Here is a 25,290-nt window from a genome sequence, read left to right as displayed (position 1 = left end):
GCAAAGGCTCCACGATGACTGAACCAACCATGCTCTCCAAGGAAGTACAGATCCTCGAGAGCCAAACCCCGGGGGCCACAGGCCCCCGGGGCCGGGCCCTGAGCCTCTCACCCTGGGCCGATTATGCCCTTCGCCGCGCCGGCGGTGTCCTTCTCTCCGTCGCCCTGCTCGTCGTCGTGACCTTCTTCATGGTTCCGCTCATCCCGGGCGACCCGGCAGTGGCAGTGGCAGGAGCGGACGCCACCACCGAACAGATCGAAGCCATCCGCAACAGCCTTGGCCTCAACGATCCCCTCTACATCCAGTTCATCAACTACGTCGGCGGCCTCTTCACCGGCGATCTCGGTGAATCGTTCGCTTACAGCACGTCGGTGTCACAGATCATCGCCACCAAGCTGCCCTTCACCGCGGAGATCGCACTCTTGGGCATCATTCTGGTGCTGCTGGTCTCCGTGCCGGCCGGCATGATCGTGGGCATCCTGACCCGGGGTGGCCGGAAGAAGTGGCTGGACGTGTCCTTCGGGATGCTGACCGGTTTCTTCCAGGCCGTCCCGCAGTACGTCGTCTCCACCATGCTGGTGGTGGTCTTCGCCATCATGCTCAAGGTCCTCCCCGCAGCCGGAGCGGCATCACTGAGCTCGCTGATCCTGCCGGTGATCGGTCTCTCCATCGCGCCCATCTGCTCGATCGCCCGCGTGGTCCGTCGGGAGACTTCCACCGTGCTGGAACAGGACTACTTGCGCACCGGCCGCGGTTGGCGCCTGCCGGCATTGCGCCTCTATGCCCGCCACGCCCTGCCCAACCTGCTGACCACCGCACTCACCCTGGCCGGACTCATCCTGGCCGGCATGCTGGGCGGCGCGATCATCGTGGAAAACGTCTTCAACTGGCCGGGCCTGGGCCGCGAGATCGTCACTGCCATCGTGAACAAGGACTACCCGGTGATCCAAGGCATCATCCTGGTTCTTGGCTTCCTGGCCATCGTGCTCAACCTGCTGGTCGATGTCATCCTCGGCCTCATCGACCCCCGTACGCTCGGAGGAAAATCCAATGGCTGAGACAGCCCGTCCCCGCCGCCGGTTCCGTTGGACCACCGGCCTGATCGTCGGCATCGTTTTGATGTCTATCATGGTCCTCACCGCACTCATCGCGCCGATGTTCCTCACCGACGCTGCGGAGAAGCTCACTCCAAACGCCTCTCAAGGACCCAGCCCTGAGCACTGGCTCGGCACAGACGACTTCGGCCGGGACGTCCTTGCACGTTCCCTGGTTGCTGCTCGACTGACGTTGCTGATGACCGCGGCAACCACGGTGATCGCCGTCGTCGCCGGTATTGCCGTTGGTACTGCCGTATGGTTGGCACCGCGACGCATCCGTACGGCAGTGCTGCGGGTCATCGAAGCCGCAGTGGCGTACCCAAGCCTCATCTTCTCGCTGCTGATCGCGGCGATCCTGGGCCAGGGCACGTGGTCTGCCGTGCTTGCGATTTCCATCGCAAGCATTCCTGCCTTTGCGAGGTTGACGGCGAACATGGCTGCGTCGATCTCGCAGCGGAACTACGTTTCCACGGCCCGGCTTCTGGGCGTTCCCGGCCCGCACATCATCACCCGGCACCTGCTGCCGAACATGGCCGAACCTCTCCTGGTCCTCACGGCCACGGTGTTTGCCACCACCCTGATCGACCTCTCCAGCCTGTCCTTCATCGGCCTTGGCGTGCAGAACCCCGAGTATGACTTCGGCCGGCTCCTCAACGAGGCCCTGGTCAACATCTACTCGCAACCCCTGCAGGCCGTGATGCCGTCCATCATGATCACCATCACCGGGCTGTCCGCGATGCTCATCGGCGACGGACTCGCTGCCGCAACCGACCCCCGGGGTGGACGAAAGTTCGGCAGCCTCCGGAAGGCATCGGAGGTTCCTGCCTCTTTGCGTGCAGACGCCGAAGCGCTCGTTGAGGTGGACAACCTCACCGTCACCACGCCGTCGGGACTTCCCTTGGTGAAAGGAGTCTCGCTCAGCATCCATGCGGGCGAAGTGGTAGGGCTTGTGGGGGAGTCCGGGTCGGGGAAGTCGCTGACGGCCATGTCCATTGCCGGTCTCTTGCCCGAAGAACTCGGAGTGAACGCCAGGACCATGCGCCTGGGAGAGATGGACCTGCTCAAGAAGAACAACCCGCGCGAACTGGCAACCTCGATCGGCCTCGTCTACCAGGACCCCGGGACCAGCTTCAATCCGGCCCTGCGCATCGGCTCGCAGCTGACGGAAGTCAGCCGGGTCCACCTGGGTCAATCCGGCAAGACCGCGTTCGGCCGCATGGTCAAGGCCCTTGCCGATATCCGGATCACCCAGCCGGAGAAGCGCATGAAACAGCACCCGCACGAGCTGTCCGGTGGCATGCTCCAGAGGGCAATGATCGCCTCCACCTTGGTCACGGATCCGCGCCTGATCATCGCGGACGAACCAACCACCGCCTTGGATGTCACTGTCCAGGCCGACGTGCTCCGGCAGTTCCGCACCATCAACCGCGAGATGGGCACCGCCATGCTGTTCATCTCGCATGACATTGGTGTGGTCCAGGCGCTGTGCGACAAGGTCATCGTCATGAACGGCGGCAAGATCCTCGAACGCCTTACGGGTGAGGAACTGGCTGCCGGGAAGGTCAAGCACCCGTACACCAAGGCACTCCTGGCAGCGACACCGTCCATTGCTGAGCGGCGGGCTGAGCTGGTCACGGTGCAGGCTTCGGACTTTTCCATGGATGAAGTTTTTGACGACGATTCGGCCGCCGACCGCGGTACGACCAAGACCGAGGAGACCGCGAAGTGACTGCCGTTCTTGAAGTGAACGATGTCCGTGTGACGTTTGGCTCCGGTCGATCCGCAGCCACCGTCCTGAAGGGCGTCAATGCGAGCATCCAGGCCGGGAAGACCTTGGGGATCGTGGGGGAGTCCGGGTCGGGGAAATCCACCATGGCCAAAGCCATCGTCGGCCTGGTCAAGCCCAGCAGCGGTGTGATTTCGTTTGAAGGCCGGGATGTCATGAAGATGTCCGGAGCCGAGCGCCGCCGCATGCGACGTCTCGTCCAGATGGTTCCGCAGGACCCGTATTCTTCATTGAATCCGCGGCGCACGATCGGCCAGACGCTCGCTGAGGCCATCGATCCCTCGCGGGCCAACCCCAGGGAACACCGGGAGAAGATCTCCTACTGGCTTTCGACCATCCGCCTGGACCCGGACGTTGCCGAGCGCTACCCGCACGAATTCTCCGGGGGGCAGCGGCAACGCATCGCCATCGCGCGTGCCCTGGCCGTCGAGCCGAAGCTCATCATCGCCGACGAGATCACCTCCGCCTTGGATCTCTCTGTCCAAGCGGAGATCCTTAACCTGATTGGCAGGCTGCGCAAGGAACTGGACTTGACCATGGCCTTCATTTCCCACGACCTCGACGTTGTGCACCACGTCAGCGATAACATCCTGGTGCTGTTCCATGGTGAGGTTGTTGAATCCGGAGACGTCGACGCCGTCTACGGCAACCCACAACACCCCTACACCCGTCGCCTGATTGACTCCGTCCCAGGTGGTCCCGGCTTCGACATCGGACCTCGGAGGGCAGTGCCGGTGTGACGCCTCTTTGCAGGACGGGGCTGCGGCGCAGGTACAGTGGCACGGTGAACTTTGCTGTGGCCCCGGACGGCACCGAACTGGCCTGGGTTGCCCAGGGAGCCGGCGAACCGCTGCTGCTCATCGCCGGGCAGGCCACGGCCATGGACGGTTGGGGCCCGACGGCGGAACTGCTGGCCCGCTTTTACCGCGTCATCCGCTTCGATCATCGGGGGATCGGCAGCAGTGGCCGGGGCCAGGCCAATCGCTACACGACGCGTCTACTGGCCGCAGACGCTGTTGCTGTCCTGGATGCCGCCGGTGTTTCCTCGGCTCACGTGTACGGGCATTCCATGGGCGGGCGGATTGGACAGTGGTTGGCGGTCGATTTTCCGGAAAAGGTCCGCACCCTGGTTCTGGCCGCGACAAGCGGTGGACGCTGCGACGACCCCGGGACGCACGCTGACGCGGCTGCGCTCGAAGCGCTGGTCAGCGGAGACTTGGAGCGCTTGATCCCGCTGTTCTTTGAGGAGGAGTGGGCGCGCCGCAATCCGGATGCCGTCCACACATTCTTCACGTCCCGTGCCTCGGCCTGGGCCAAGGCCCGGCACTTCCAGGCCAGCCGCGAGCATGATTCCTGGAGTGAACTCAGCTCCATCAAGGCCCCCACCCTGATTTTGCACGGTACGGACGATCCCCTGACACCGCTCCGGAACGGCATACTGCTTCGGCAGCACATTCCGGGCTCGGTACTGGTGCGGGTTCCCGGCGCGGGCCACGGCCTGCATCTGGACCGTCCGGAGACGATCGACTGGATCCGGGAGTTTATTGCGAGGAAGCGGCGCTTAGCTGGCCAGATGTCGTGAAGGCTTGGATTGCGTCTTCGCCGAGTAGTGGACCTTTCCGCTGGTGCGGGGCCTGCCAGCTTTGGTTGCGCCCACCCCGGGGACGTCAACAGGCCTGATGATGGCGGGCAGCTTCATCTCGGATAGCTTTTTGACGGTGGGCGAGGTCGGGCGCTTCAGCTGCTCGTCAAGTGTCACCTTGAGTCGGGCAGCAAGGATTTCGCGTCGCAGTTTCCTGAACACCTGGTCCTTGTGTGCCTTGTCGCTAAACTTCTGCTGGTCCATCTGCCCCCTCCCGCTCGATCTTGGCTCCATTGTCTCCTGCTACAGGGTGCCCGTCCATGATGTAGAAACTGCGGACGACCCCTTCTTCTTCCTTGTCGAGGCCTCCAAGGTTGGCTGCCTCTTTGAGGAGTTCTTCAATGTTATCGTCTTGCATCCCGGTGTCCGTGACTTCCCACACAGCGTCGAGAAGTTCCTTATCTTTCACGTCGGCAAGTTCGCTCCTGGCCAACAGGTCAAGCATTCCGGCTCCGTATGAATTCAGTACATCGTTAGCGGAAGCAGTCGCTTCCAAGGCCCATTGTGTGCGGCGCCACCACTCGGCGCGCGCGTCTGCCTCGCGCTTCTGCTTGATGGTCCACCAGCCGATGAAAAATGCGACCACTGCGGCCGCCAGTGTTGCATATGAACCGAAGGCTCCCCAGACCTGCCAAGCCTGTGCTTCATGAGGTTTGAGGTCCTGCACTGCCTCAATGACCCTGCTCAGTAATTCCTGAAACTGCTGCTCATCCATGGGGCCGGCTAAGGGTTGTTTGCTTGCGGGTGGACCCGTGCGGGGCGTGGGTGACTGACATCAGTGGCTATCTCAGACCGAAGATCATTGTCGGTCACCTTTGCATCAACTCCGTAGTTTTTAAACACGTAGGTGAAGGCTCACGCGCATCAAGGTGACACTAGCATCTGCCTTTACGCTTGCTTACGTGCGTCATGCCGTTATCCACAAGTACGGTGAACCACGACACCGGAACCTGGTCATCCGGCGCGCAAGTACCCCACCAACGCGTCAACAATGGACAGCTGCCCCTTCACGAGTTTGGTGCGGGCAACGGCTTCCGGGAGCCAGCGCGCGTCGTCGATTTCCGGGAACTCCTGGATGGACCCTGAACCCTTGGGCCATTCCATGGGGAACGTGTTGCTCACCACCTGGGCAGGCTGGAATGTGCCGGCCTCTGCGGCGTAGGCCGTGATGAGCTTCCCGGAAGGCTGCCGGAACACGCCCAGCGGGTGGTACTCCACGTCGGGCGGTGGTGTGCCGATCTCTTCGGTGAATTCACGCTTGGCGGCGGCCAGGGGGTCCTCGTCCTCCAGATACTCACCCTTGGGGATGGACCAGGCGTGCAGGTCTTTCCGCGCCCAGAATGGCCCACCCATGTGGGCAATCCACAGGTCAAGATCCCCGGAGGATTCCCGTCTGTAAAGGAGAATCCCTGCGCTGCGGATGGCGATGGTGACTCCTCGTGGCGGGTGACTCATGAACGTGGCTGACAAGGAACAGGCTACTCCCGGTTGCGGCATCGTTATCCAATTGATGGCGAAACGTGCGAATTACATGCATGTTTTGGCTTCCGACAGCCTGCTGTCTATCTCATAATCAAGGAGTTGCAGGTTCCCTGTGGGGATGGGACCTGTTGCGGTCCCCGGTGTGCGCCGGGGACGTCTCTGGGCGCATCAAATGGAGGTACAGCTATGTCGTGGTCAAGGAGGCACCTTCCACACGGAAGAAGAATCATGGGGCTCGCCGTCGTCCTGGCGGTGGGCCTCTCAATGTTTGCAGGGGTAGGGCCGTCACAGGCGGCCAAGAAAGCGGCCGTGCTTGAAGATCCCGGACCCGTGGGAAGTTTTTTCTCGGAAGGGTTCAACTGGCAGAAGCGGTTTTGGGGCGGAGCTCCCATGTACAACGGCACGTGGGACCCCAATAACGTCAGTGGTCCGGACGCCAACGGCTACGTGAAGCTGTCCATCAGCAATCCCACCGGTTCAGCTCCCGTAGGGGCAGAGTTCCAGTCGACGCGTGAGGGCTTCGGCTACGGAACCTACAGCACCACGGTGGAGAAGGACGTCAGTGCACTCCAGAAGGAAGTGGTGTGGGGCTGCCTGTTCACCTACGACCCCAACGCCTACCCGGGATACACGGAGATCGATCTCTGTGAAGCGTCCGCCTGGGGTGGAGGAGCTGCCTACGGTGAGGACTGGCCGGTGGTGCAGGGCCACGGTTACTGGTTCGACGCCACCAAACCTCCGGGGCAGGGGAACAACACCATCAACTTCGACACCACCAATGCGCCGATCCTGACCCACCGTATGGTGTGGGAGCCCGGCAAGATCACGTTCGAAACATTTGCCGGGGTTAATGCAACGGGAACGCTGCTCAAACGAACGGTCCTGCAGGGGTCGACAGTGCCCGTGCCGGCCAAGGAGCAGATCCACTTCAACCTCTGGGTTACCGGCGGTGGTGGCGGAGATCCAGCCCATGTTGCTCCTGAATCGGTGACGATCCGCGACTTCTCCTTCGTTCCGGGAATCCCGCTGACCGCCCCCACACCGACCGTGACGGGCACAGCCGCTGTCGGTTCCACGTTGACGGCCAACCCGGGAACCTGGACCAGCGGAACGTCCTTGACGTACCAGTGGTTCCGGAACGGCGCCGCTATTGCGGGGGCAACAGCCTCCAAGTACGTCCTGGCAGCAGCTGACCAAGGCACACAGATCACGGTGAAGGTCACGGGAACCAAGAGCGGCTACGCCACAACCACCAAGGAATCGGCACCCACGGCAACGGTCGTGGCCGGCACTCTGGCAGGACCCACACCTACGGTCTCGGGAACCTTGGCTGTCGGCTCGGTCCTGACTGCCAACCCGGGTACCTGGACCTCCGGCACCACGTTGAGCTACCAGTGGTACCGTTCGGGCGTGGCGATCACCGGGGCAACGGCCAAAACGTACACCATAGTGGCCTTGGACCAGGGTGACACCCTGCGTGTCCGCGTGACGGGAACCAAGCCCGGCTACACCACCTTGGCCAAGTTCTCGACCAACACTGCGATAGTTCCCTAGGAACTGAAGAACAAACAACAGGCCCGCGGTGCGTCGCGTTGGGGGATGGTTTGACGCAACCGCGGGCCTGTTGGGCTTTGTGACCGGACCGTGGATCAGTCTTTCTGCGCCCGGACGGGTACGATCCGCTTGACGGCCATACCGAGGGCAAGCATTGCGAACGCTGCCAGCGCAAACCAGAAGAGGTCACCAGCTCCCGTCATGGCGAGGGCTCCGGAACCTGTGGCTCCTGCGAAAGCTCCGGCGGCGGGTGCTGCTGGGTTGTTGTACACGGGTGCTTTACCAAACTTTCTTTCGATTGAATGCTGCATCCAGGTAGGCCTTTGCATGAACGGCCTGCAGGAAGACGTCAATGACGGTTTCGTACATGGTGGCGGCCAGAAGCATGTACCTCCAGCCCCGGTAACGCACAGTAACGATGCGTTCCACAATGAAGATGCCGGTTACGGCGACCCAGAAGGGCTGCAGGTGCAGGCCCGTTCCGGAGGTGATGGAGTAGATGATCGAGCCGAGGTAGGCAACGGTTACCAGCACACCGATCATGGACAGGAACTGCCGTCCCCAATAGGCCCTGGTGACGCTGGTCCAGCCGTACTGCACGCAGTTTTCCACGGCACCGCGCTTCCAGCGGAGGCGCTGCGCCCAGAGTTCACGCCACGTGGGCATGACCTCCGTGACCAGGGTGCAGTTGGCCGGGGAAGCGATCCGGTAGCCAAGAGTGAGCAGCGCGAAGGACAACTCGTTGTCTTCGGTCAGGACAGAGGTGTCATAGACGCCGCCGTTGCCGTTGCCGGGAGGCAGGGTTCCTTCCAAGCGGGCCGCTACGACATCGCGAAGCGTCTTCGCCCGGAACAGGGCCGCGGTGCCGGTAACCACCAGGCACCTCCCGTGGAGGCGCTTCACGTCGCGGGCATAGCGGGCGTATTCGTTGCGTTGGAGGTGTCCAACGAATCCGCCGCCGGGACCGCCACTGAACACGCCGCCCACTGCCCCGAGCATGTCGTCCTTGAGCAGGTTGGCCGTTGCGTTCTCGATGAAGTCCAGGGCCAGCTGGGAGTCGGCGTCCTGGACCAGGATCAGGTCTTCGGGATCGGCATCCGGCAGGAGCGCGCTGAGCGCGAAGTTCAGCGCGCCTGCCTTCTTGTCCTTGTTCCCAACGGTCCGGATCACCTCGGCGCCCTGGGCAAGCGCGAGGATCTCCGTATCGTCGGTGCAGTTGTCAGCGACAACGATCACGCGGTCCGGCCGGCGGGTCTGGTTGTTGAGGGAAACCAGGGTGTCGGTGATACCTGCGGATTCGTTGTGTGCGGGTACCAGGACGGTGACCACTCCGCCGGCAGCCCGGTGGGCGGCGCGGCGGGTCTTGACGGCGGTGTCCGCTGCTGGTGGCTGCAGGGTTTGCGTGCTCATGGCGGTCCTTTCCGTGGTTGTCCCGGTGAGCTGACACCCTTAGATTTCCAAGGCCAACACAAGAAACGACCGCGCAAAGGATCAAGAAATCCTCAAGCTTTCCAGCAATTTTTCCCATTCCACGTCATGTTTTTTGGAAGCGGAACAATAGTGCCTCGCTGCGCCTTTAAACGTTCGACACGCCAGATTCCCATCGGATAACCCGCACCCTGATCCGGCGCCCCGGACCTCCGGTGATGGGCACTTAAAACAAGAGGACGACGCCGGGTGGTACCGGCGTCGTCCGCTTTTGTCTGCTTGGGCTGCTTTAGCGGCTCAGGCTGACGGTGAAGGTTTTCGGTCCGCTGAGCGTCACGGCGATACCGCAGTTTTCTGCGGTGGCGCGGGGGGTGAGGTCCCGGATGGCGGCGTCGATCGTGTGGTCGATCGCTGCCTTGTCCCAGATTTTCAGCGTGATGGAGTCAGTATGTGTCGTCATTGTCAGTACTTTCACTCAGGCTGTTTGACAGCCCCAAGCCTCTTCGCCCGGGGCCGCATCCTCGTCGGTGAGGTTGCTGATTCAGCTTGTATGGGAACGGATTCCCTCATTCATGGTTCATGCTGACAGCCCCGGATGACAAGCGAATCGGCGCAAGTGTGACCGATTACACGCTGCTCTTTACTCTGTGTAACCTGTGGCGGTGCTGATGTCCAGCCAACGGTTAACTTCAGACCGCACAGCTTGGTCCACCGCCTCGTACGCCCTGACGGCATCCGCTCCCAGGAGCAGGAATGACGGAGTGTCCGGGGCTTCGACGGCCTGGATGATCGCCTGGGCTGCCTTGCGGGGGTCACCTGGCTGGGTGCCGTGGACCGTGTCGTTCTCCTTGCGGCGTTTGCCGGCAGTGTCTGCGTAATCGTCAATGGCTTGGGCCGACTGGGTCAGCGACCTTCCCGCGAAGTCGGTCCGGAAACCACCGGGTTCCACGGCAGTGACGGTGATCCCCAGCGGGGCCAGTTCCTTCTGCAACGACCCGGAGATGCCTTCCAGTGCAGCCTTGGTGGCCGAGTAATACCCCGAGCCTGGTGGGCAGATGCGGGCCCCGATCGAGGAGATGTTCACAATGGCGCCCGAGCGGCGGGAACGCATGCCGGGAAGGACGGCCTTGATCAGGGCAACGGGACCAAACACGTTGGTGTCGAACAGTGCGCGGATGTCGGCGTCGTCGCCCTCCTCAATGGCGGCGCGGTAGCCGTAACCGGCATTGTTTACCAGCACATCCACGCCACCGAACCGTTCTTCGGCCTGCCTCACCGCATTCTCCACCTGGGCCGGTTCCGTGACGTCGAGCGCCAGGGCGAGTGCCGTCGTCGGGAATTCAGCGGTCAGGTCCTGCAAGCTGCCGGTGTTGCGGGCGGTCACGACCGCGTTATAGCCCCTGCCGAGGACAGCCTGCGCCAGCGCGCGGCCAAGTCCGGTGGAGCAGCCAGTGATGAGCCAAGTGGTCATGATGTTCCTTTCATGGTTTGTCCCTTCAACTGAACGCTACCCGGCGGCGGAACGGGAGGGACCGCCTTTACAGGTACCGGCAGTGCTCCCCAACGCCTATCAGAGGTCCAGGGTATAGACCACCAGCTGCACCTTCGGTGCAGGGCGCGGCTTCTCCCGCTCGGGCCGCCGGGCATAACCGAGCTGCCGGTACAGGCGCTGCGACGGTTCATTGTCGACGGCGGTGTCCAGCACCATGCGTTTGGCACCCTGGGCGGTGGCGAGCCTCGCGGCTTCGTCCATCAACCGCTGGCCAAGGCCGGTGCGGCGGGTTTCGGGCAGGACTGCGAGGAGCCTAAGTTCCGCTTCGCCTTCTTCCGCCTGCCGGCTCAGGGAGGAACCGTAGGGCAGCAGGCTGGCGGTACCCACCAGACGGCCGGTGTGCACATCCTCGGCAACCAGCAGCAGGCCTTCGTTGGCACGGGCCGCCGCGTCGAGCAGCAGGTTCAGGCGCTCGCCGTCGGGCTGATGGGCGCCGGGCAGGTGGTGGCCGAAGCCTTCGTACGTCAGCCGCCCCACGGAGTCGTATTCTTCGTGGCGGGCCTCGCGGATCAGGTAGGTGCCGGTGGCGGCGGTTGCTTGGGTGGTCATCTTGGTCCTTTCGACGACGGCGGTCCGCACGACGGCGGTCACCGCACCTCCGCTGGGACGCGGCTGGGCAGTGGTTCCAGGCCGAGGTGGGATTTGAGGGTGGTGCCGGCGTATTCGGTGCGGGCGAGGCCGCGTTCCTGGAGGATCGGAATGACACTCTTTGCGAAGTGTTCAAGGTCCTGGGGGAGGAGGGAAAACATCAGGTTGAAGCCGTCGGCAGCTCCCGCGGCATGCCATCTTTCCAAGGACTCCGCAACGTGCTCCGGAGTGCCGATGAAGTCGTTGTTCCGTTTATCGCCGGTGAGGATCGAGTAGAGGTCCTTGAGGGTCACCTCGTCCTCGCGGCCCCGGATTTGTTCGCCGGCAGAACGGAAATCCGAGCGGGGGTTGGTGATGCGGGGGATACCGGCCTGGGCCACCGTGGCATCCGCGCCCAGACGGGTGAAGTCGACCGTGCCTTCCTGGACGGGGGCCGCGAAATACTCCTGCAGGAAGTCCAGCACCTGCTGGTCGGTGATCAGGCCGTCCAGTTCGCGGATGCGCTCCAGGGCTTCCTCTTGGCTGTCCGCGACCACGGGGGAGATGGCCTGGTAGACATACAGTTCGTCCGGGTTCCGGCCGAATGCCGCTGCCTGTGCCCTGACGGAGTCGCGGTATCGACGGGCCTGCGGGATGTCCGGGTGGCTGGCAAAGAGGGCGTTGGCAAACCGGGCGCCGAGCTGCTGGCCCGGACCTGATGTGCCGGCCTGCGCCAGGAGTGGCGAGTGCTGCGGTGAAGGAGCAATGTTCAGCGGTCCGGCGACTTGGAAGAATTCGCCGTCATGGTTGAGCCGGTTAAGCTTGCGGCGGTCGAAGAACGTCCCCTGTGCCTTGTCATAGACGAACGCGGTCTGGTCCCAGGAGTTCCAGAGCCCCTGGGTCACTGTGACGAATTCCTCGGCCCGCCGGTATCGCAGGCTATGGTCGAGGTGCTCCTGCGCGCCGAAGTTTCCCGCGGTGCTGTTGGTCAGGTCGCGGGTGGTGACGATGTTCCAGCCAACCCGCCCGCCGCTGATATGGTCTGCGGTGAGGGCAGCCCTCGCAAAGTTGTAGGGCTGGTCATAGGACGTTGAGGACGTCGCGATCAGGCCGATCCTGTCCGTCACCGCTCCCAGGGCCGTGACCAGTCCGATGGGGTCGAAACGGTTGAGGATGCCCGGATTGCTGGTTTCGTCAATGGCCAGGGAATCGCCCAGGAAGATGGCATCGAACCTGGCATCCTCGGCTGTCCTGGCCAGTTTCACCTGGTGGGCGAAATCGATGCTGGCTTGCGGGAACGCCGAATCGTGGCGCCATGACGCCAAGTGGATGCCCGTCCCTACAAGGTAGGCGAAGAAATGGATCTGCCGGCGTTCGCGTGCCAGGTGCTGGTTCATTGGTGTTCCCGGGTGGTGTGGAATGGCCGGGGGCAGCCGGCTGTGTGGCGCAGCGGACCGCCCCCAGGCAACTACTTGGTCTTCTTGATGGCTGCTTCTTCGGCGGTCAGGACTTCCTGCAGCTTGGCAGCGCTCCAATCCGCCTTGAATTTCAGGTTGCCGTCGTTGAGCTTGGTCACCGAGGCCTCGACTTCAGGTGTGTGGTAAGCATCCACGATCTTCTTCCACGTGGGGTCGTCCTTGCGGTCAGCCTTCACCACGAAGCCGTTGATGTACGGAGCCAGGGACTCCGAGTCCAGATCCTCCTTGAAGATGATCTTGTCGTCGCCCAGGCCGCCCTTCTGGGCCTGCGTGTTATTGACGACGGCGGCTTCCGTGGTGCCCTTGAGGGCGTTGACGGTCTGGTTGCTGTCCACGGGGACAACCTTGATCTTGCTGGAGGTGATTTCCGCCGGGGTGGAGAGCGAGTTGCCACCATCCTTGAGTTGCAGCAGACCGGCGGTCTGCAGGTTCAGCAGCGCACGGGCCTGGTTGGTGGGGTTGTTCGGGATGGCAACCTCTGCGTCGGCCGGAAGCTCGCTGACGGACTTGTACTTCTCCGAGTAAAGCGCCAGCGGGTAGACAGCAGTAGCGCCAACAGGAACCAACGAGCCGTTGCTGTTCACGTTGAACTGGGACAAGTACTTGAGGTGCTGGAACAGGTTGATATCCACCTGGCCCTGCTGCGTGGCCGTGTTGATCTGCGCACCATCGGTGAAGTTCTTGACCTCCAAGTCGACGCCCTTGTCCTTGAGCTTCTTCTTCAGGATGGTCCAGTGCTCCTCCGCACCGTCGTCCACGCCGATGACCACCTTGGTGTTCCCGGCGTTGGAAGCCCCTCCGGCAGCACCCCCGCATGCGGACAACGACAAGGCGGCGACGAGGCCGACGGCGGCGACTAACAGGCGGTTCTTCATGATGCTTCTCCGTACAAAGGTGTTGATGCGAATGACAGGTACGGGGTATCCCCCACGCCTCACGCTAGGGAAGTTCCGCGGTGGGGGACGAACGCGTTCGCAACAGTGCGAAACCCGCCGTCAAGGAAAGAAACCGCAGGTCACAGGGGGTCACGGGGTTCGATCCGGGAGTGGAGTCGCTGTTGGAATGGGCCTTCCGCAAAGCATCAACACCACCCGAAGGAGGCTCCGGTGAGCGCCATCGTCTCCCTGCGCGGAGTCAGTAAGCAGTTCCCGGTTCCCGGGCGCCGAAAGTCCGCAGCCGGCACTCAGCCGGTACGCGCGGTCGACTCCGTCACCCTGGACATCGAAAAGGGCACCGTTGTTGGCATCGTCGGTTACTCCGGTGCCGGCAAGTCCACGCTGGTCCGGCTGCTCAACGGCCTGGAACGTCCCACCGAGGGACAAGTGATCGTCAAAGGCCAGGACATCTCCTCCTTGCCGGAGAGCCAGCTGCGGAGGGTCCGGTCCGGGATCGGCATGATCTTCCAGCAGTTCAACCTGCTCAAGTCCCGCACCGTGTTCGGGAACGTTGCTTATCCGTTGAAGGTCGCCGGGTGGCCCAAAGAGAAGATCCGGCCGCGCGTGGAGGAACTACTCGAATTCGTGGGCATCGCCGACAAGGCAGGCACCTATCCGCGGCGCCTTTCAGGCGGGCAGCAGCAACGGGTGGGTATCGCCCGCGCGTTGGCCAACGCGCCGGACATCCTTTTGGCGGACGAAGCCACGAGCGCCCTGGATCCTGAAACCACGCGCGACGTCCTGCGCCTGCTGCGCCGCATCAACAAGGAACTCGGCACCACCGTGGTGGTCATCACCCACGAAATGAACGTGGTCCGCGAGATCTGCGACACCGTGGTGATGATGGAATCCGGGCGAGTTGTGGAGTCCGGGCCCACCTACTCCGTGTTCGCAGACCCCCAGAGCCCCTCCACCCAGCGCTTTGTGTCCACCGCGGTCCACGGCACTCCCGAGCCGGATACCGTCAGCCGGCTCTCCGCGGCGCACCCGGGGTTGTTGGTGTCCGTGGGGATCTCCGAAGCCGCGCCCACTCCCTTGGTCGCTGCCACTTTTGAGCGCCACGGCGTCGGCTCCAGCGTGGTCTTCGGTGGCGTCACCGAAATCCAGAACCGCATTCTGGGCACGCTCACCTATGAACTCACAGGGAGCGACGCTGCGATTGACGCGGCGCTCGCCGAACTGGGTGACGTCACCGCCGTCGAACGTCAACTGGCTGCCGTGGAGCAACAGGCCGTGCCCGCCGAAACTGCCGTACCGAACCTGGCCACTGTTGGAGAGAAAGCATGACCACCGACTGGACCACCCTCCTGCCCGTCCTGGGCGAATCCTTCCAGCAGACCATCTACATGGTGGTCATCACCGTGCTGCTCAGCGGGCTGGCCGGGCTCGCTCTCGGGGTTACCCTTTACGCCACGCGGCCCGGGAACCTGTTTGCCAACAAGGCCGTGTTTTCCGTGCTCAATTTCCTGGTGAACATCATCAGGCCCATTCCGTTCATCATCTTCATCACGGCGATTGCGCCTTTGACGCTGATCATCATGGGCACAACCATCGGCACCACTGCGGCGATCCTGCCCATGGCGCTGATGGCCGGCGTCGTGATCGGGCGGGTGGTAGAGCAGAACCTGGTGGCGTCCGACCCGGGCGTGGTGGAAGCTGCCCGGGCCATGGGCGACAGCCGCCTGCACATCCTGTGGGCCGTGGTGATTCCCGAGTCCCTGGCCCCGCTCATCCTAGGCTATACGTTCATGATCATCGCGATCGTGGACATGTCCGCGATGGCCGGGTACATCGGCGGCGGCGGGCTGGGCAACTTCGCCATCATGTACGGCTACCAGCAGTTCAACTGGGAAGTCACGCTGGTCACGGTGCTCATCATCATCGTCATGGTTCAGGCCGCGCAGTTGCTGGGCAACTTCCTGGCCCAGCGAATCCTTCGCCGCTAAGTTTCTTTGGAGATTTTGTAATGCCTATCGAATTCCTCGGCATGGGTGCCGGCAACGACTCCACGGAGACCTCGCCGGCCACCACGCCCTTCTTCGACCCTTCCTATGCTGTGAAGATTGCGCGGATCCACGAGGACAACAACTGGGACCATGTGCTGTTTGCCTACAACTCGGCAACCCAGGACCCAGCCGTCCACGCCACGTGGGTTGCGGCCAACACCGAACGGATTCAGCTGCGGTTGGCACACCGGCCCAACGTTTCGCATCCCACCTTCGCGGCCCGGTCCTTCCTGACCCTCGACCACATTGCGCAGGGGCGGCTGACCGTGCACTTCATCACGGGCGGAAGCCAGGCGGACCAGGCACGGGAAGGTGATTTCCTGGCGAAGGATGCCCGCTATGGCCGGACGCAGGAGTACCTGCAGATTGTCCGACGGGCCTGGTCGGGCGATACCTTCAGCTGGGACGGACCGCATTACCGGTTCGAAGGGTTTGCCTCCGGGCTGGGCCCATTTGCCGGGAAGCGTCCTGGTATTTCCTTTGGCGGGTCATCCGAGGCCGCGTGGTCGGTGGGCGCCGCGGAGGCCGACATCTATGCCCTGTTCGGAGAACCGTTGGCAGATGCGGCCTCGCAGCAGCAGCAGATCCTTGCGCGGGCCGCAGCTTTGGGCCGTACGTCGCCGCTTCGGTGGCAAATAGCGTTCCGGCCCATCGTTGCCGCGACGGATGAGTTGGCGTGGGAGAAGGCGCGGTCCATCCTGGGCACCTTCCAGGCCCGGCGCTCCGCGGGCGAGGTCATTGATCCGGTGCGTCACTACGCAGCCAAGCCCGAAGCCGCCGGAACCCAGCGGCTTCTTGCCGCTGCCGAACGCGGGGACCTTCACGACCGCGCTTTGTGGACGGCCCTCGCCAAAGCGGCTGGTGGCGGAGGAGGAAGCGCGACGGCGTTGGTCGGCAGCTACAACACCGTCACCCAGGCGATCCTCGACTACCACGACCTCGGCTTTGAGATCTTCGGCCTGCGTGGCTACGACTTTGTCCCGGACGCCATCGAGTTCGGCCGGCACGTGATCCCGCAGCTGAAGCAGGAGGTGGCGCACAGGGAGCGCGGTTTTACTCCCGACGCCCTCCGCGCCGCGCAGGCCGCCGCCCGCACCCGCCTGGCCCCCGCCCCCGCCGGTTCCTCTCTCACCTAATGACGGTTTTTGCCGGTTCCTCTCTCACCTAATGACGGTTTTTGCCGGTTCCTCTCTCACCTATCTACCGTTCCTATCGGTTCCTTCGACAGGAGGCGAACCTCCAAGCCGTCATGTCCAGCTCCCGCCAATGCTTCACTAAGAGAGGATGCGGCGGGAGGGGTGGTTTTGTGAGAGAGGATGCGGTCGGGAGTCACAGCAGGTCAACGTAAGTAACCCTGATTCACGCCCCTTAACCGGGTGACCCATGATGTCCGGCCGCCCACCACCTGAGCCTAGAGTCACCAGCATGGGTACAAACGCCAAACGGTCCGCACTGTGGCTTTGCCTGGGCGCCGGATTCATCACACTGTTGGATCAATCGGTGTTTGTCCTCGCAGTCCCGGCCATGTCCAGCTCACTCAATGCCGATTCGGGATCGGTCCAATGGATCCTCGCCGCCTACTCGCTGGCCTTCGGAGTGGCGTTGGTCCCGGCGGGCAGGCTCGGGGATATCGTCGGCCGCCGCACCCTCTTCATTGCCGGAATTTCCGTGTTCGGAGCATCGAGCCTGCTCGGCGGGCTTGCCACGGAACCATCCTGGGTCATCGTGGCCCGGCTGCTCCAAGGACTGGGAGCCGGAACGCTGAACCCCCAGGTCCTCGGGTTGCTGCAGGACGTGTACTCCGGGCACGAGCGCGCCAAGGCGCTCGGTGCCTATGCTGCCGCAGGTGGTTCGGCGGCGGTTTGCGGCCCGCTCATCGGCGGACTGGTTCTTTCGCTGGGGGATCCGTCCATCGCGTGGCGCATCCTGTTCCTGGCCAACGTCCCGCTGGTCCTGGTCCTGGTGCCGCTTGCCTTCGCGCTGCTGCCGCGCCCCACAGCCCGCCAGGAACCCGGGAAAACGTCCGTAGACATCCTCGGCGCACTGCTCCTGGGCAGTGTGGTGGTGGCGTCCCTCATCCCTACGATCTATGGAGCAGGAATAGTGGCGGTGACTTCGCTGGCCGTCGGCGCAGCCGCCCTCCTGGCGTTCGCGGGTTGGGAGGTGCTCTACCACCGCCGCGGCAAAACACCCTTGCTCAGCTCCGCCCTTGCTACGTCCAAAGGATACGCACTCGGAACCGTGGTTGCCCTATGCCAGTTCGGCGTCGGCGCGGGCATGGCGGCCGTGACCTCCTTCTATTTCCTTTCCGGCACGGGAATGGCACCCCTCGCGGCGGCAGCGATTCTCGCCCCGCAGGCTGCCGGCATGCTCCTGGCATCCACCTTCAGCTGGCGGTACCTTGCCCGCTACAAACGAGCCGGGATCGTCGTCGCCCTTCTTGCGAGCCTGGCCACCCTGGCAGCCAAGGACCTGTTCGTCCAACACTTCGACGCCGCCACCGCGGCACTGGCGGTCGCCGCCGTCGGGCTCCTCCAAGGGATTGCGACAGGTCTGGTGGTGGCTCCCAACCAGACGCTGACTCTGGGTCACGCGCCCGCCGGAGCTGCCGGCGTGGCCGCCGGTTTCTACCAGCTCAGCCAGCGTTTTGCTGCCGCGCTCTGTTCAGCTGCGGCTGCAGGCATGTTCCTTCAGGCCCACGGAGCCGTCACCGGCCAAGCAGCCAAGGAAGCCTTCCATCAAGGCATTGTCCTGTGCTGCATCCTGTTGGGCGCCGCGGTGGTGGCCGGCGGACTCGACTGGCTCCGCGAGGCGCGCAGCCCCGGCAACGCAAGTGCCGCCGTCGTGGTTTCCATAACGGAAGTCACGACGGCGGCACTGGCACCTTCTGCGGTGGAACCGGTGGCAGAGGGCCCGACGGCGGGAGGAACCCGCCGCTCGGACGTCACCGAACCCGCGGACGCCTAGGCAGATTCAGCCGGAGGCGCGGTGGGTCCGGTGGTGGGGACGCCTGCGTCGCGGAGGGCCGGGAAGCCGCCGTCGACATGCACGGCGTTGCCGTAGCCCAGCGCCTTGAGCTTCTCCGCGACAGGCCGGGATCCGTTCACGGAACCGCAGAAGACCACGATCTTCTGATCGGTGCCGGTGACCTGTGCAAGGCGGTGCGGCGAGTGCGGCGCGAAGTCCTCTTCCACATGCTCGCGGTTTACTACGACGGCGCCGGGGACTGCGCCTGTGCTGGCGCGGCCGCCTTCGCTGCGGACGTCGATCAACAGGACGCCGTCCTCGATCAGCGCAGCGGCTTCCTCTGCGGTGATGAGCTGGGCGTCTTCCTGGGTTTCCGTGCTTTGTACAGTCATGGTGCTCCTTGTTTGGTGATGGACAGGTTCAGAGGCCCCAGGCCTCGGCGAGCAGCTGGTAGGAGTTCTCGCGGTCGGCAGGGTCGTGGGCAATGGTGGTGATGAGCAGTTCCTGGGCCCCGGTGGCGCGCTGGAGGGTGCGTAATCCGTCGCTGACCTGGTGCGGGTCGCCCACGAACCGGGTGTCCAGGCGGTCCTTGACCAAGTCGGCTGCTTCCGGGTCCAGTGCGAAGTCAGCGGCGTCCTCCGGTGCGGGGTAGGGGATGGCGCCCTGTCCGCTGCGGATGCCGTGGACCCATTGGGCATACCCGCGGCCAATGCGGCGGGCACTGTATTCGTCGGGCGCAACCAGGACATCGGCGGAGACAATCACGTGCGGTTCCTGCAGCGATTCCGAGGGTTTGAAGTGGGCGCGGTACTCGGCGATGGAGTCCAGCACCGTCGCGGGAGCCACGTGGTAGTTGGCACCGAACGGCAGGCCCAACTTCCCTGCGAGCCTCGCGCTGGGACCTGCCGTGGAGCCGTGGACCCAAAACTGCGGGGACTGGCCCAGGGCAGGGGTGGCGGTGACTTCCTCGCCGTGCCTGGTCCGATAGTCGCCCGTGAAGAAGCCGATGATGTCCTGGACGTCGTTCTCGAAATTGTCCGTGTCTCCGGGAAACCGGCCCAGGAGTTCACTTTGCAGCCGGAACTTCCGGGGAAGGACGGCGCCAAAGATCGGGCGGGGAGCGGGGACCACCAGCCCCTCCACGACGCGTTCCTCCGGCTCCTGGTCTACAGAAGGTGAGGGTTGGCCCGGGGCCGGTTCGCCCGGGGATTTGGGCGGCCCGGAACGGCCAAAGCCAAGATCCAGGCGGTCAGGGAACACCGCTGCCAGGGTGCCGATGCTCTCCGCGATCTGCAGTGGCCGGTAGTTGCCCAGGAGCGTGGCTGCCGTGCCAACCCGGATGGTCTTCGTTGCCGACGCCACGAGTCCTGCCAGCACATGCGGCGCCGATCCTGCCACACCGTCGTTGAGGTGGTGTTCGGCCAGCCAGTACCGCGAGTAGCCCGCTGCCTCGGAGGCGACAGCCAAGGCGAGAGTGCTGCGCAGCGCATCGCCGGAGCTCTGGTTGGCGGAGACCGGGCTGAGGTCGAGGACTGACAAGGGGATCACGGGAGGCTTCGGCATGCCATGACACTACGGAGCGGCACAGCGGGGCCAAAGCCGGCTTGTCACCCGGCTCAACTGGACTCAACGCGGCTCAACGCGGCGCAACGGATCGTCACACGGCCGCGGCGTTCCCTTATGCGCGTCTAGGCCTGGCCGGGCAGGCCTCCGCTCATGGGCGGGATGTATCCGGGGCGGCCCTTTTCTTCTTCTTCGGTTCTTTCAGCCGCGCTGTGGGAGTCACTGGCTGCGGTTTCGTCCGAGTCGCCCTCCACATCCACCAGCCCGTTGGTCTGGTCGAACGGGTGGGTGACCGGATCCAGGGTGTCCTCGCTGGCGGCTCCTCCGCCCCCGGTCCCGCTGCCTCCGGTCGGGCCGGTCGCGGAAGCCGCCGCTCCCGCCATTCCACCTGCCGCCGTACCCGCAACGGTGCCGTCGGCGTCCGTGATGCGTGCCGCCGTCGTGCCGTCCGCCGGGGTGGCTGTGCCGTGCTTTTCCACGTATTCCTTAAACTTCTTCAAGTCCGACTCCGCCTGCCTTTCAACTACATGCAGCTTGTCGCCTAGGAATTCCAGGACCCCATGGGGTTCATATTCCAGGGTCAGGTGCAGGGATGTCTGTCCGGGGCCGGCTTCCTTGAAGTCCACCCAGCCGGCGTTCTTGGCGCCTTCCACGGCAGCCCATGCCACGGCCCGGTCCAGATCCTGCTGCACGATTTTGGCTTCCCAGCGGCGGTGGACGCCGGCGATTTCCGCCACCCACTCGAGGCGGTCGCTGCCGAGCCGCGTGACGCGTTCCACGCCGCCCATGAACTGTGGGAAGTCCTCGAACTGCGTCCAGTGCCTATAGGCCGTGCTCACCGGAACGTTGACCAGGATTGTCTTGTTTACCTTGGTGGTCACCATGTCCTCCTCTGACTCGCTACGGAATTGTCAGCATACTTACAGTATCGATCTTTCCGTGGCGGAGCCAGAGGTCCGGGACCAGGAACGCATCAACAACGACGGCGACACCCGCCCAGGGCGCTTAAGGACACCCGCCCAGGCGCCCCCGGGTACGTTCAGGCGGAGGTGCCCACGCGCCGGGAAACCACCCGGCCGTCCTGGATCACGTGCTCCAAGTGCTCCTGGATATCGGCCAGGACCGCAATGTCGGCCACGGGATCAGCATCGAGCACCAGCATGTCGGCCGCTGCCCCAGGTGCCACCACGCCAAGTTCACCTTCGCGCTCCAACAGTTGGGCCGCCGTCGTGGTGGCCGAGCGGATGGCGTCGATCGCGGGCTGGACCTTGCCCAGCAGTCGGAACTGCTCGTTCTGGTGGCGGTGCATTCCCCCCAACAGGTCGGAGCCGAAGGCCATCTTTACTCCGGCCTCGTGCGCACGGCCGATGGCCTCCAGACCGCTGTTGAGCACGGAGTCCACCTTGCCCCACATCTCCTCGGTGAGCCCGAATTCCTTGCCCTCCTCCTTCAGGGCCCAGTAGGTGACCAGGGTGGGAACCAGGAACGCGTCCTTTTCCAGGAAGAGCCGCAGGCTTTCGTCGTCCAGCAGGTTGCCGTGTTCGATTGACCGGACACCGGCTTCCAGGGCGCGGTTGATCGCGCGGGCTGTATAGGCATGGGCGGCGACATACCGGTTGGCGGCGGCAGCTTCTTCCACAGCCGCGCGCATTTCTTCCATGGAGTACTGGGTGGAGTCGATGCGGTCCGTGGGGGAGGAGACTCCGCCGGACGCCATGATCTTGATGTGGTGTGCGCCTTTGCGCAGTTCATCGCGGGCCGCGGCGCGTACGGAGTCCACTCCATCGGCTACCCGGCCAATCCCGCAGCATCCGCGACCGTTGGGGTCGTGGTCTTCACCGGGCAGGCGCATGTCGCCGTGGCCGCCGGTCTGGCTGAGGGCATGGCCGCAGAAATGGAGTTTCGGTCCAACCAGGAGGCCTTCCTGCTGTGCCTGCGCCAGGCCGAAATCGGCGCCCGACAGGTCCCTGACTGTGGTGAATCCGCGCCCAAGCATGTCGCCCATGATGCGTGCCGTTTGCGCGTAGACGTAGGAGGCCGGCGTCCAGGTCAGGGACCGGAAGTCGGCGCTGGAGGCCACCACGTGCACGTGTGCGTCGATCAGGCCGGGAATGACGAACTTCCCGGTCCCGTCGATCACCTCGGCTGCTTGCGGTGCGGTGGCCCCTGGAGCGACTGTGGTGATCTTTCCGTCAATGCTGACGACGTCGGCGGTGGACCAGGTGCCTTCCTCGACGTCCAGGATGCTGGCGTTCCGGATGACCAGGGCTGTGTTCTTGTCTGGGGTGCTCATTGCTGGGTGTCTTTCGGTGGGGTTCAGGCGTTTGGCGGGACGTCGGTCAGGTGTGCGGCGAAGGCGTCCAGGAGCTCTGGCCGGTTTGCCTCAACAACCCCGACGGCGGTCTCCACGCTTTGCGGGGTGTAGTGGCCCTCGGCGTCCAGCATGGCCAGGACGCCGGCTACTTCTCCGGAGCTGGTCAGGACGGGGACATTGATCACTCCGCCACAGCCAAGCTGCTGGATGAGCGCGGAGTCGGAGAAGACGTCGCTCAGTGCTGCCAGGTCCGGGGCAAGGAAGGGCTCTTTGCCTTCGATGACAGTGCCGAGCCAGCCGGGAGAGATCTCCACGGTCTTTTCGGCGCCGACGGGGTATTCGGCCGGGTGGCTGGTGAAGAGCCGCCGGAGGCCTGACCGTTCGGGGATCCATTGCAGGGCGGTGAAGAGGATGACTCCCGGGTCCTGGCGCATCGCGTCGAAGGTTTTCTGGAAGACCCTGTCCGTCTCCGTATATACAGTGCTCATTTTTGTCCTGTTCCTGCGTGTCCGACGGGTGCGCGGTCGTGTTCGGCGCGGGCGTTGATGTCTTCCAGGGATTTGCCTGCCGTGGAGGCACCGAAGATCACCACGCCCAGCACGCCGATGGTCAGGACCACCGTGGTCATGGTGAATACGCCGCCGAAGCCCAGGGCGGCCGAGAAGATGCCGATGATGGAAGGAGCCAGGATGCTGCCCACCCGGCCTACGGCGCTGGCAAGTCCCACGCCCGTGGCCCGCATCCAGGTGGGGAAGAGTTCCGGAGTGTAGGCGTAAACGCCGGCGTACGTCCCGTTGAGGAAGAAGGACAGCGTGGCAGCCGCGAGGAGGATCATGCCGGAGTCGTTGGACTGGCTGAGCCAGAAGGCGCTGACTGCGGAACCGGCAAGGTAGAGGGCGATCGTGTTCTTGCGGTCAATCCTGTCGCAGAGCCAGGCCGCGGAGAAGTAGCCAGGGATCTGGGCGAGGTAAATGATGATCGAGTATTCGAAGCTCTTGGTCACAGTGATGCCCCGGCCAACCAGCAAGGTGGGAATCCAGGAGAAAAAGCCGTAGTAGGAGAAGGTAATCACGAACCAGATCAGCCAGATGACTGCGGTCCTCCGTCGCATCGCCCTGGACCACATGAATTTCAGGGCGTTCCAGATGCTGATCTTTTGTTCGTGCTTGACGATCTCATCTTCTGCCGGTGGCAGGGGAGGAAGTGCCTTGCCTGTGGCTTTGGCGACACTCTTTTCGAAGCGCTCTACAACCTGCGTGGCTTCCTCGACCCGTCCCCGGCTCATGAGGTAGCGCGGCGATTCGGGAAGGCTGCGGCGCCACCAGAGCAGGAGCAGGATGGGGATGGCGGTGATGACCTGTGCCCAGCGCCAGCCGTCATCGCCCAGCGGTACCACGAACCGGCCGATGAGCGCTGCTCCCACGAAGCCGAAGGAAAAGAAGCCGGCCAGGGTGCCGATGAACCAGCCCCGACGCTTGGGCGGGATGAACTCGGACAGGAACGGGGCAATGATGACGCTTTCCGCTCCGGCTCCCAGTCCTGCAAAGATCCGTGCAATCAGGAAAATTTCGAACGTAGGAGCCATGGCTGCCACTACGGACATCACGCAGTAGAAGGCAAGTGCCCAAAGCATCACTTTCTTGCGGCCGAATCGGTCGCCCATCCATCCGGCGAGGATGGCGCCGAAGAAGAATCCCAGGGGTGCCGCTGAGCCCACCAAGCCGAGGCTGGCGTTGCTCAGGCCCCATAGTTCCTGGATCCGGGGAAGCAGGAAGGCGACTACTGCGCCGTCCATGCCGTCAAAGGAGTAGCCGAGGCCTCCGATGAGGAGAAGCTTGTAGTGTGGTCGACTGAGGGCCAGGCGATCCAAGCGTGCTGTGAGAGACATGGTGGTGGTTCCTGCCAGTGGGCCAAGTTGTACATTTTGAGGAATATGCACAGATCTGTGCAGATGTGATGTATCGAAGTTACGGTGAAAGTGTGAGGCAGGTCAATAGGTGGAAGAAGATTTCGACGCGTCGACATTGACCGAATGGCTGGACAGTCGAGTCCAGGGGCGCAAGTTGGCAGCACGCCAGCTCCAGGTAGTGGGCATCCTGCGCTCGCAGCCGCGCCTGGCCTCCTATGGCTCCGTCAGTGACATTGCGGCGGCGGCGGCTTCCAACGCCTCCACAGTCACCAGAACCGCGCAAACACTGGGCTTCAAGGGGTGGGCGGACTTCCAGTTTGAACTCCGGTCCAGGTTCCTGGCATCACTGAGTGCCGTGGAGGTGGCAGCCGAGCACAACGGCCACATCAGCAGTCCCGCCCAGGCGGCGGTGTCCACGGACCGTGCCAACCTTGCCCACTTTGAGCGGACCCTCAATGCCGACACCGTGCATGAGATCGCCAAGGCGATCGCGGCTGCGCGGCAGACATTCATTGTGGCCGCGGGCAGTTACGCCATTCCGGGCAAGGCTCTGGAACACAACGCCATCATTGCCGGCTATAACGTCCGGCTGCTCGATGCCGATGTGGCAGCGTTGACCAATGCCATTGCTCGCCTTGGTGCGGAAGACCTGGTGATAGCGATCAGTTTGTGGCGCGTTTATGACAGCACCATGCGCGCGGTGGACATTGCCCACGGCATTGGTGCGCCGGTGGTGTCCATAACGGACAGTGCGGGATCGCCTGTGGCGGTCAATGCACAGCACCGGATAGTGGTGCCCACCGAAGGCGCCGGCTTCTTTCCGTCCCTGACAGGTGCCGTCGCTGCGGTCCAGGCGATCGCCGTCGAACTTGCCTCCCTGGATCGCGAGCGCTCAAACCTTAACATCGCGGCCTCGGAGCGCACCTGGGACCAAATGCGCATCATGCACCCCCGCTCCAGCAGCTAGGTCCAGGTGTCGGAAGGCGCCCCGCTCGCCGTCGAAAGGTCTT

General features: G+C 63.7%; 26 protein-coding genes. 10 read left to right on the top strand and 16 right to left on the bottom strand.

Features of this window, described 5'->3' with window-relative positions:
- Positions 1-14 precede the first annotated feature (14 nt).
- The 4 genes from ACUYMZ_RS17325 to ACUYMZ_RS17310 are packed head-to-tail and all read left to right on the top strand — an operon-like array spanning position 15 to position 4,465.
- A complete protein-coding gene (locus ACUYMZ_RS17325; protein WP_481604807.1) occupies positions 15-1,058 on the top strand; it encodes an ABC transporter permease in 1,044 nt (347 codons plus the stop codon).
- Positions 1,051-2,826 carry a dipeptide/oligopeptide/nickel ABC transporter permease/ATP-binding protein gene (locus tag ACUYMZ_RS17320; protein ID WP_426004072.1) on the top strand — a complete coding sequence of 592 codons (1,776 nt, stop codon included), beginning with the start codon at positions 1,051-1,053 and terminating at the stop codon, positions 2,824-2,826. Before ACUYMZ_RS17325 ends, ACUYMZ_RS17320 begins: the two co-directional genes overlap by 8 nt.
- Positions 2,823-3,623, top strand: a complete 801-nt coding sequence (locus ACUYMZ_RS17315) for an ATP-binding cassette domain-containing protein (protein WP_426004070.1) — start codon at positions 2,823-2,825, stop codon at positions 3,621-3,623. The genes ACUYMZ_RS17320 and ACUYMZ_RS17315 overlap by 4 nt, the downstream gene beginning before the upstream one ends.
- Before the next feature lie 44 nt (positions 3,624-3,667).
- Entirely contained in the window at positions 3,668-4,465 is a 798-nt protein-coding gene (locus ACUYMZ_RS17310) for an alpha/beta fold hydrolase (protein WP_426004069.1), read from the top strand.
- Here the strand turns inward: ACUYMZ_RS17310 and ACUYMZ_RS17305 are convergent.
- From ACUYMZ_RS17305 to ACUYMZ_RS17295, 3 genes are all read right to left on the bottom strand, one after another.
- The gene (locus tag ACUYMZ_RS17305) at positions 4,445-4,729 is read right to left on the bottom strand and encodes a hypothetical protein (RefSeq protein WP_426004068.1); all 285 of its coding nucleotides are present in this window, start codon (positions 4,727-4,729) and stop codon (positions 4,445-4,447) included. The two genes, ACUYMZ_RS17310 and ACUYMZ_RS17305, sit on opposite strands and share 21 nt — an antisense overlap.
- Positions 4,710-5,240 carry a hypothetical protein gene (locus tag ACUYMZ_RS17300; RefSeq protein ID WP_426004067.1) on the bottom strand — a complete coding sequence of 177 codons (531 nt, stop codon included), beginning with the start codon at positions 5,238-5,240 and terminating at the stop codon, positions 4,710-4,712. The genes ACUYMZ_RS17305 and ACUYMZ_RS17300 overlap by 20 nt, the downstream gene beginning before the upstream one ends.
- 239 nt (positions 5,241-5,479) lie before the next feature.
- Positions 5,480-5,953 carry an NUDIX hydrolase gene (locus tag ACUYMZ_RS17295; RefSeq protein WP_481605921.1) on the bottom strand — a complete coding sequence of 158 codons (474 nt, stop codon included), beginning with the start codon at positions 5,951-5,953 and terminating at the stop codon, positions 5,480-5,482.
- Between the two features lie 282 nt (positions 5,954-6,235).
- Here ACUYMZ_RS17295 and ACUYMZ_RS17290 point away from each other — a divergent pair, with 282 nt between their 5' ends.
- The gene (locus ACUYMZ_RS17290) at positions 6,236-7,561 is read left to right on the top strand and encodes a hypothetical protein (protein WP_481604803.1); all 1,326 of its coding nucleotides are present in this window, start codon (positions 6,236-6,238) and stop codon (positions 7,559-7,561) included.
- Positions 7,562-7,656: 95 nt separating this feature from the next.
- On the opposite strand, the gene ACUYMZ_RS17285 is transcribed toward ACUYMZ_RS17290, so the two are convergent.
- The 7 genes from ACUYMZ_RS17285 to ACUYMZ_RS17255 form a co-directional block, all read right to left on the bottom strand.
- A complete protein-coding gene (locus tag ACUYMZ_RS17285; protein ID WP_426004065.1) occupies positions 7,657-7,833 on the bottom strand; it encodes a hypothetical protein in 177 nt (58 codons plus the stop codon).
- A 7-nt stretch (positions 7,834-7,840) separates the two neighbouring features.
- Positions 7,841-8,971, bottom strand: a complete 1,131-nt coding sequence (locus ACUYMZ_RS17280; RefSeq protein ID WP_481604801.1) for a glycosyltransferase family 2 protein — start codon at positions 8,969-8,971, stop codon at positions 7,841-7,843.
- 307 nt (positions 8,972-9,278) lie between these two features.
- The gene (locus ACUYMZ_RS17275) at positions 9,279-9,449 is read right to left on the bottom strand and encodes a hypothetical protein (RefSeq protein WP_347108458.1); all 171 of its coding nucleotides are present in this window, start codon (positions 9,447-9,449) and stop codon (positions 9,279-9,281) included.
- A 180-nt stretch (positions 9,450-9,629) separates the two neighbouring features.
- On the bottom strand, positions 9,630-10,460 hold the full coding sequence (locus ACUYMZ_RS17270) for an oxidoreductase (RefSeq protein ID WP_481604799.1): 831 nt from the start codon (positions 10,458-10,460) through the stop codon (positions 9,630-9,632).
- A 99-nt stretch (positions 10,461-10,559) separates the two neighbouring features.
- Positions 10,560-11,090: a GNAT family N-acetyltransferase gene (locus ACUYMZ_RS17265; protein WP_481604797.1), complete on the bottom strand. Its 531-nt coding sequence runs from the start codon at positions 11,088-11,090 to the stop codon at positions 10,560-10,562.
- Positions 11,091-11,128: 38 nt separating this feature from the next.
- Complete coding sequence (locus tag ACUYMZ_RS17260; protein WP_481604795.1) at positions 11,129-12,505, bottom strand: LLM class flavin-dependent oxidoreductase; 1,377 nt, start codon at positions 12,503-12,505, stop codon at positions 11,129-11,131.
- 71 nt (positions 12,506-12,576) lie between these two features.
- Positions 12,577-13,461: a MetQ/NlpA family ABC transporter substrate-binding protein gene (locus ACUYMZ_RS17255; protein WP_481604793.1), complete on the bottom strand. Its 885-nt coding sequence runs from the start codon at positions 13,459-13,461 to the stop codon at positions 12,577-12,579.
- A gap of 231 nt (positions 13,462-13,692) precedes the next feature.
- On the opposite strand from ACUYMZ_RS17255, the gene ACUYMZ_RS17250 reads away from it, so the two are divergent.
- From ACUYMZ_RS17250 to ACUYMZ_RS17235, 4 genes are all read left to right on the top strand, one after another.
- Positions 13,693-14,808: a methionine ABC transporter ATP-binding protein gene (locus tag ACUYMZ_RS17250; RefSeq protein ID WP_481604791.1), complete on the top strand. Its 1,116-nt coding sequence runs from the start codon at positions 13,693-13,695 to the stop codon at positions 14,806-14,808.
- Positions 14,805-15,467, top strand: a complete 663-nt coding sequence (locus ACUYMZ_RS17245) for a methionine ABC transporter permease (RefSeq protein ID WP_387820297.1) — start codon at positions 14,805-14,807, stop codon at positions 15,465-15,467. The genes ACUYMZ_RS17250 and ACUYMZ_RS17245 overlap by 4 nt, the downstream gene beginning before the upstream one ends.
- Before the next feature lie 20 nt (positions 15,468-15,487).
- Positions 15,488-16,663 (top strand): LLM class flavin-dependent oxidoreductase, encoded by a 1,176-nt coding sequence (locus ACUYMZ_RS17240; RefSeq protein ID WP_481604788.1) that lies wholly within the window; start codon positions 15,488-15,490, stop codon positions 16,661-16,663.
- A gap of 289 nt (positions 16,664-16,952) precedes the next feature.
- Positions 16,953-18,494, top strand: coding sequence for an MFS transporter (locus ACUYMZ_RS17235; protein WP_481604785.1), 1,542 nt, complete (start codon positions 16,953-16,955; stop codon positions 18,492-18,494).
- Here the strand turns inward: ACUYMZ_RS17235 and ACUYMZ_RS17230 are convergent.
- From ACUYMZ_RS17230 to ACUYMZ_RS17205, 6 genes are all read right to left on the bottom strand, one after another.
- Positions 18,491-18,886: a rhodanese-like domain-containing protein gene (locus tag ACUYMZ_RS17230; RefSeq protein ID WP_426004048.1), complete on the bottom strand. Its 396-nt coding sequence runs from the start codon at positions 18,884-18,886 to the stop codon at positions 18,491-18,493. The two genes, ACUYMZ_RS17235 and ACUYMZ_RS17230, sit on opposite strands and share 4 nt — an antisense overlap.
- 28 nt (positions 18,887-18,914) lie before the next feature.
- Positions 18,915-20,057, bottom strand: coding sequence for an LLM class flavin-dependent oxidoreductase (locus ACUYMZ_RS17225; RefSeq protein ID WP_442423751.1), 1,143 nt, complete (start codon positions 20,055-20,057; stop codon positions 18,915-18,917).
- 125 nt (positions 20,058-20,182) lie between these two features.
- Positions 20,183-20,938, bottom strand: a complete 756-nt coding sequence (locus ACUYMZ_RS17220) for an SRPBCC family protein (protein WP_481604779.1) — start codon at positions 20,936-20,938, stop codon at positions 20,183-20,185.
- A gap of 158 nt (positions 20,939-21,096) precedes the next feature.
- The gene (locus ACUYMZ_RS17215; protein WP_481604777.1) at positions 21,097-22,350 is read right to left on the bottom strand and encodes a metal-dependent hydrolase family protein; all 1,254 of its coding nucleotides are present in this window, start codon (positions 22,348-22,350) and stop codon (positions 21,097-21,099) included.
- 23 nt (positions 22,351-22,373) lie between these two features.
- Positions 22,374-22,859: a GAF domain-containing protein gene (locus tag ACUYMZ_RS17210; protein WP_481604775.1), complete on the bottom strand. Its 486-nt coding sequence runs from the start codon at positions 22,857-22,859 to the stop codon at positions 22,374-22,376.
- Complete coding sequence (locus tag ACUYMZ_RS17205; RefSeq protein ID WP_481604772.1) at positions 22,856-24,259, bottom strand: MFS transporter; 1,404 nt, start codon at positions 24,257-24,259, stop codon at positions 22,856-22,858. Before ACUYMZ_RS17205 ends, ACUYMZ_RS17210 begins: the two co-directional genes overlap by 4 nt.
- A 109-nt stretch (positions 24,260-24,368) precedes the next feature.
- On the opposite strand from ACUYMZ_RS17205, the gene ACUYMZ_RS17200 reads away from it, so the two are divergent.
- A complete protein-coding gene (locus tag ACUYMZ_RS17200) occupies positions 24,369-25,247 on the top strand; it encodes a MurR/RpiR family transcriptional regulator (RefSeq protein WP_481604770.1) in 879 nt (292 codons plus the stop codon).
- Positions 25,248-25,290: the final 43 nt, after the last annotated feature.

The organism is Arthrobacter sp. T572, assembly GCF_056780115.1.
Note: the sequence above shows the minus strand (reverse complement) of the source record. Positions and strands in the feature narration are given on the sequence as shown.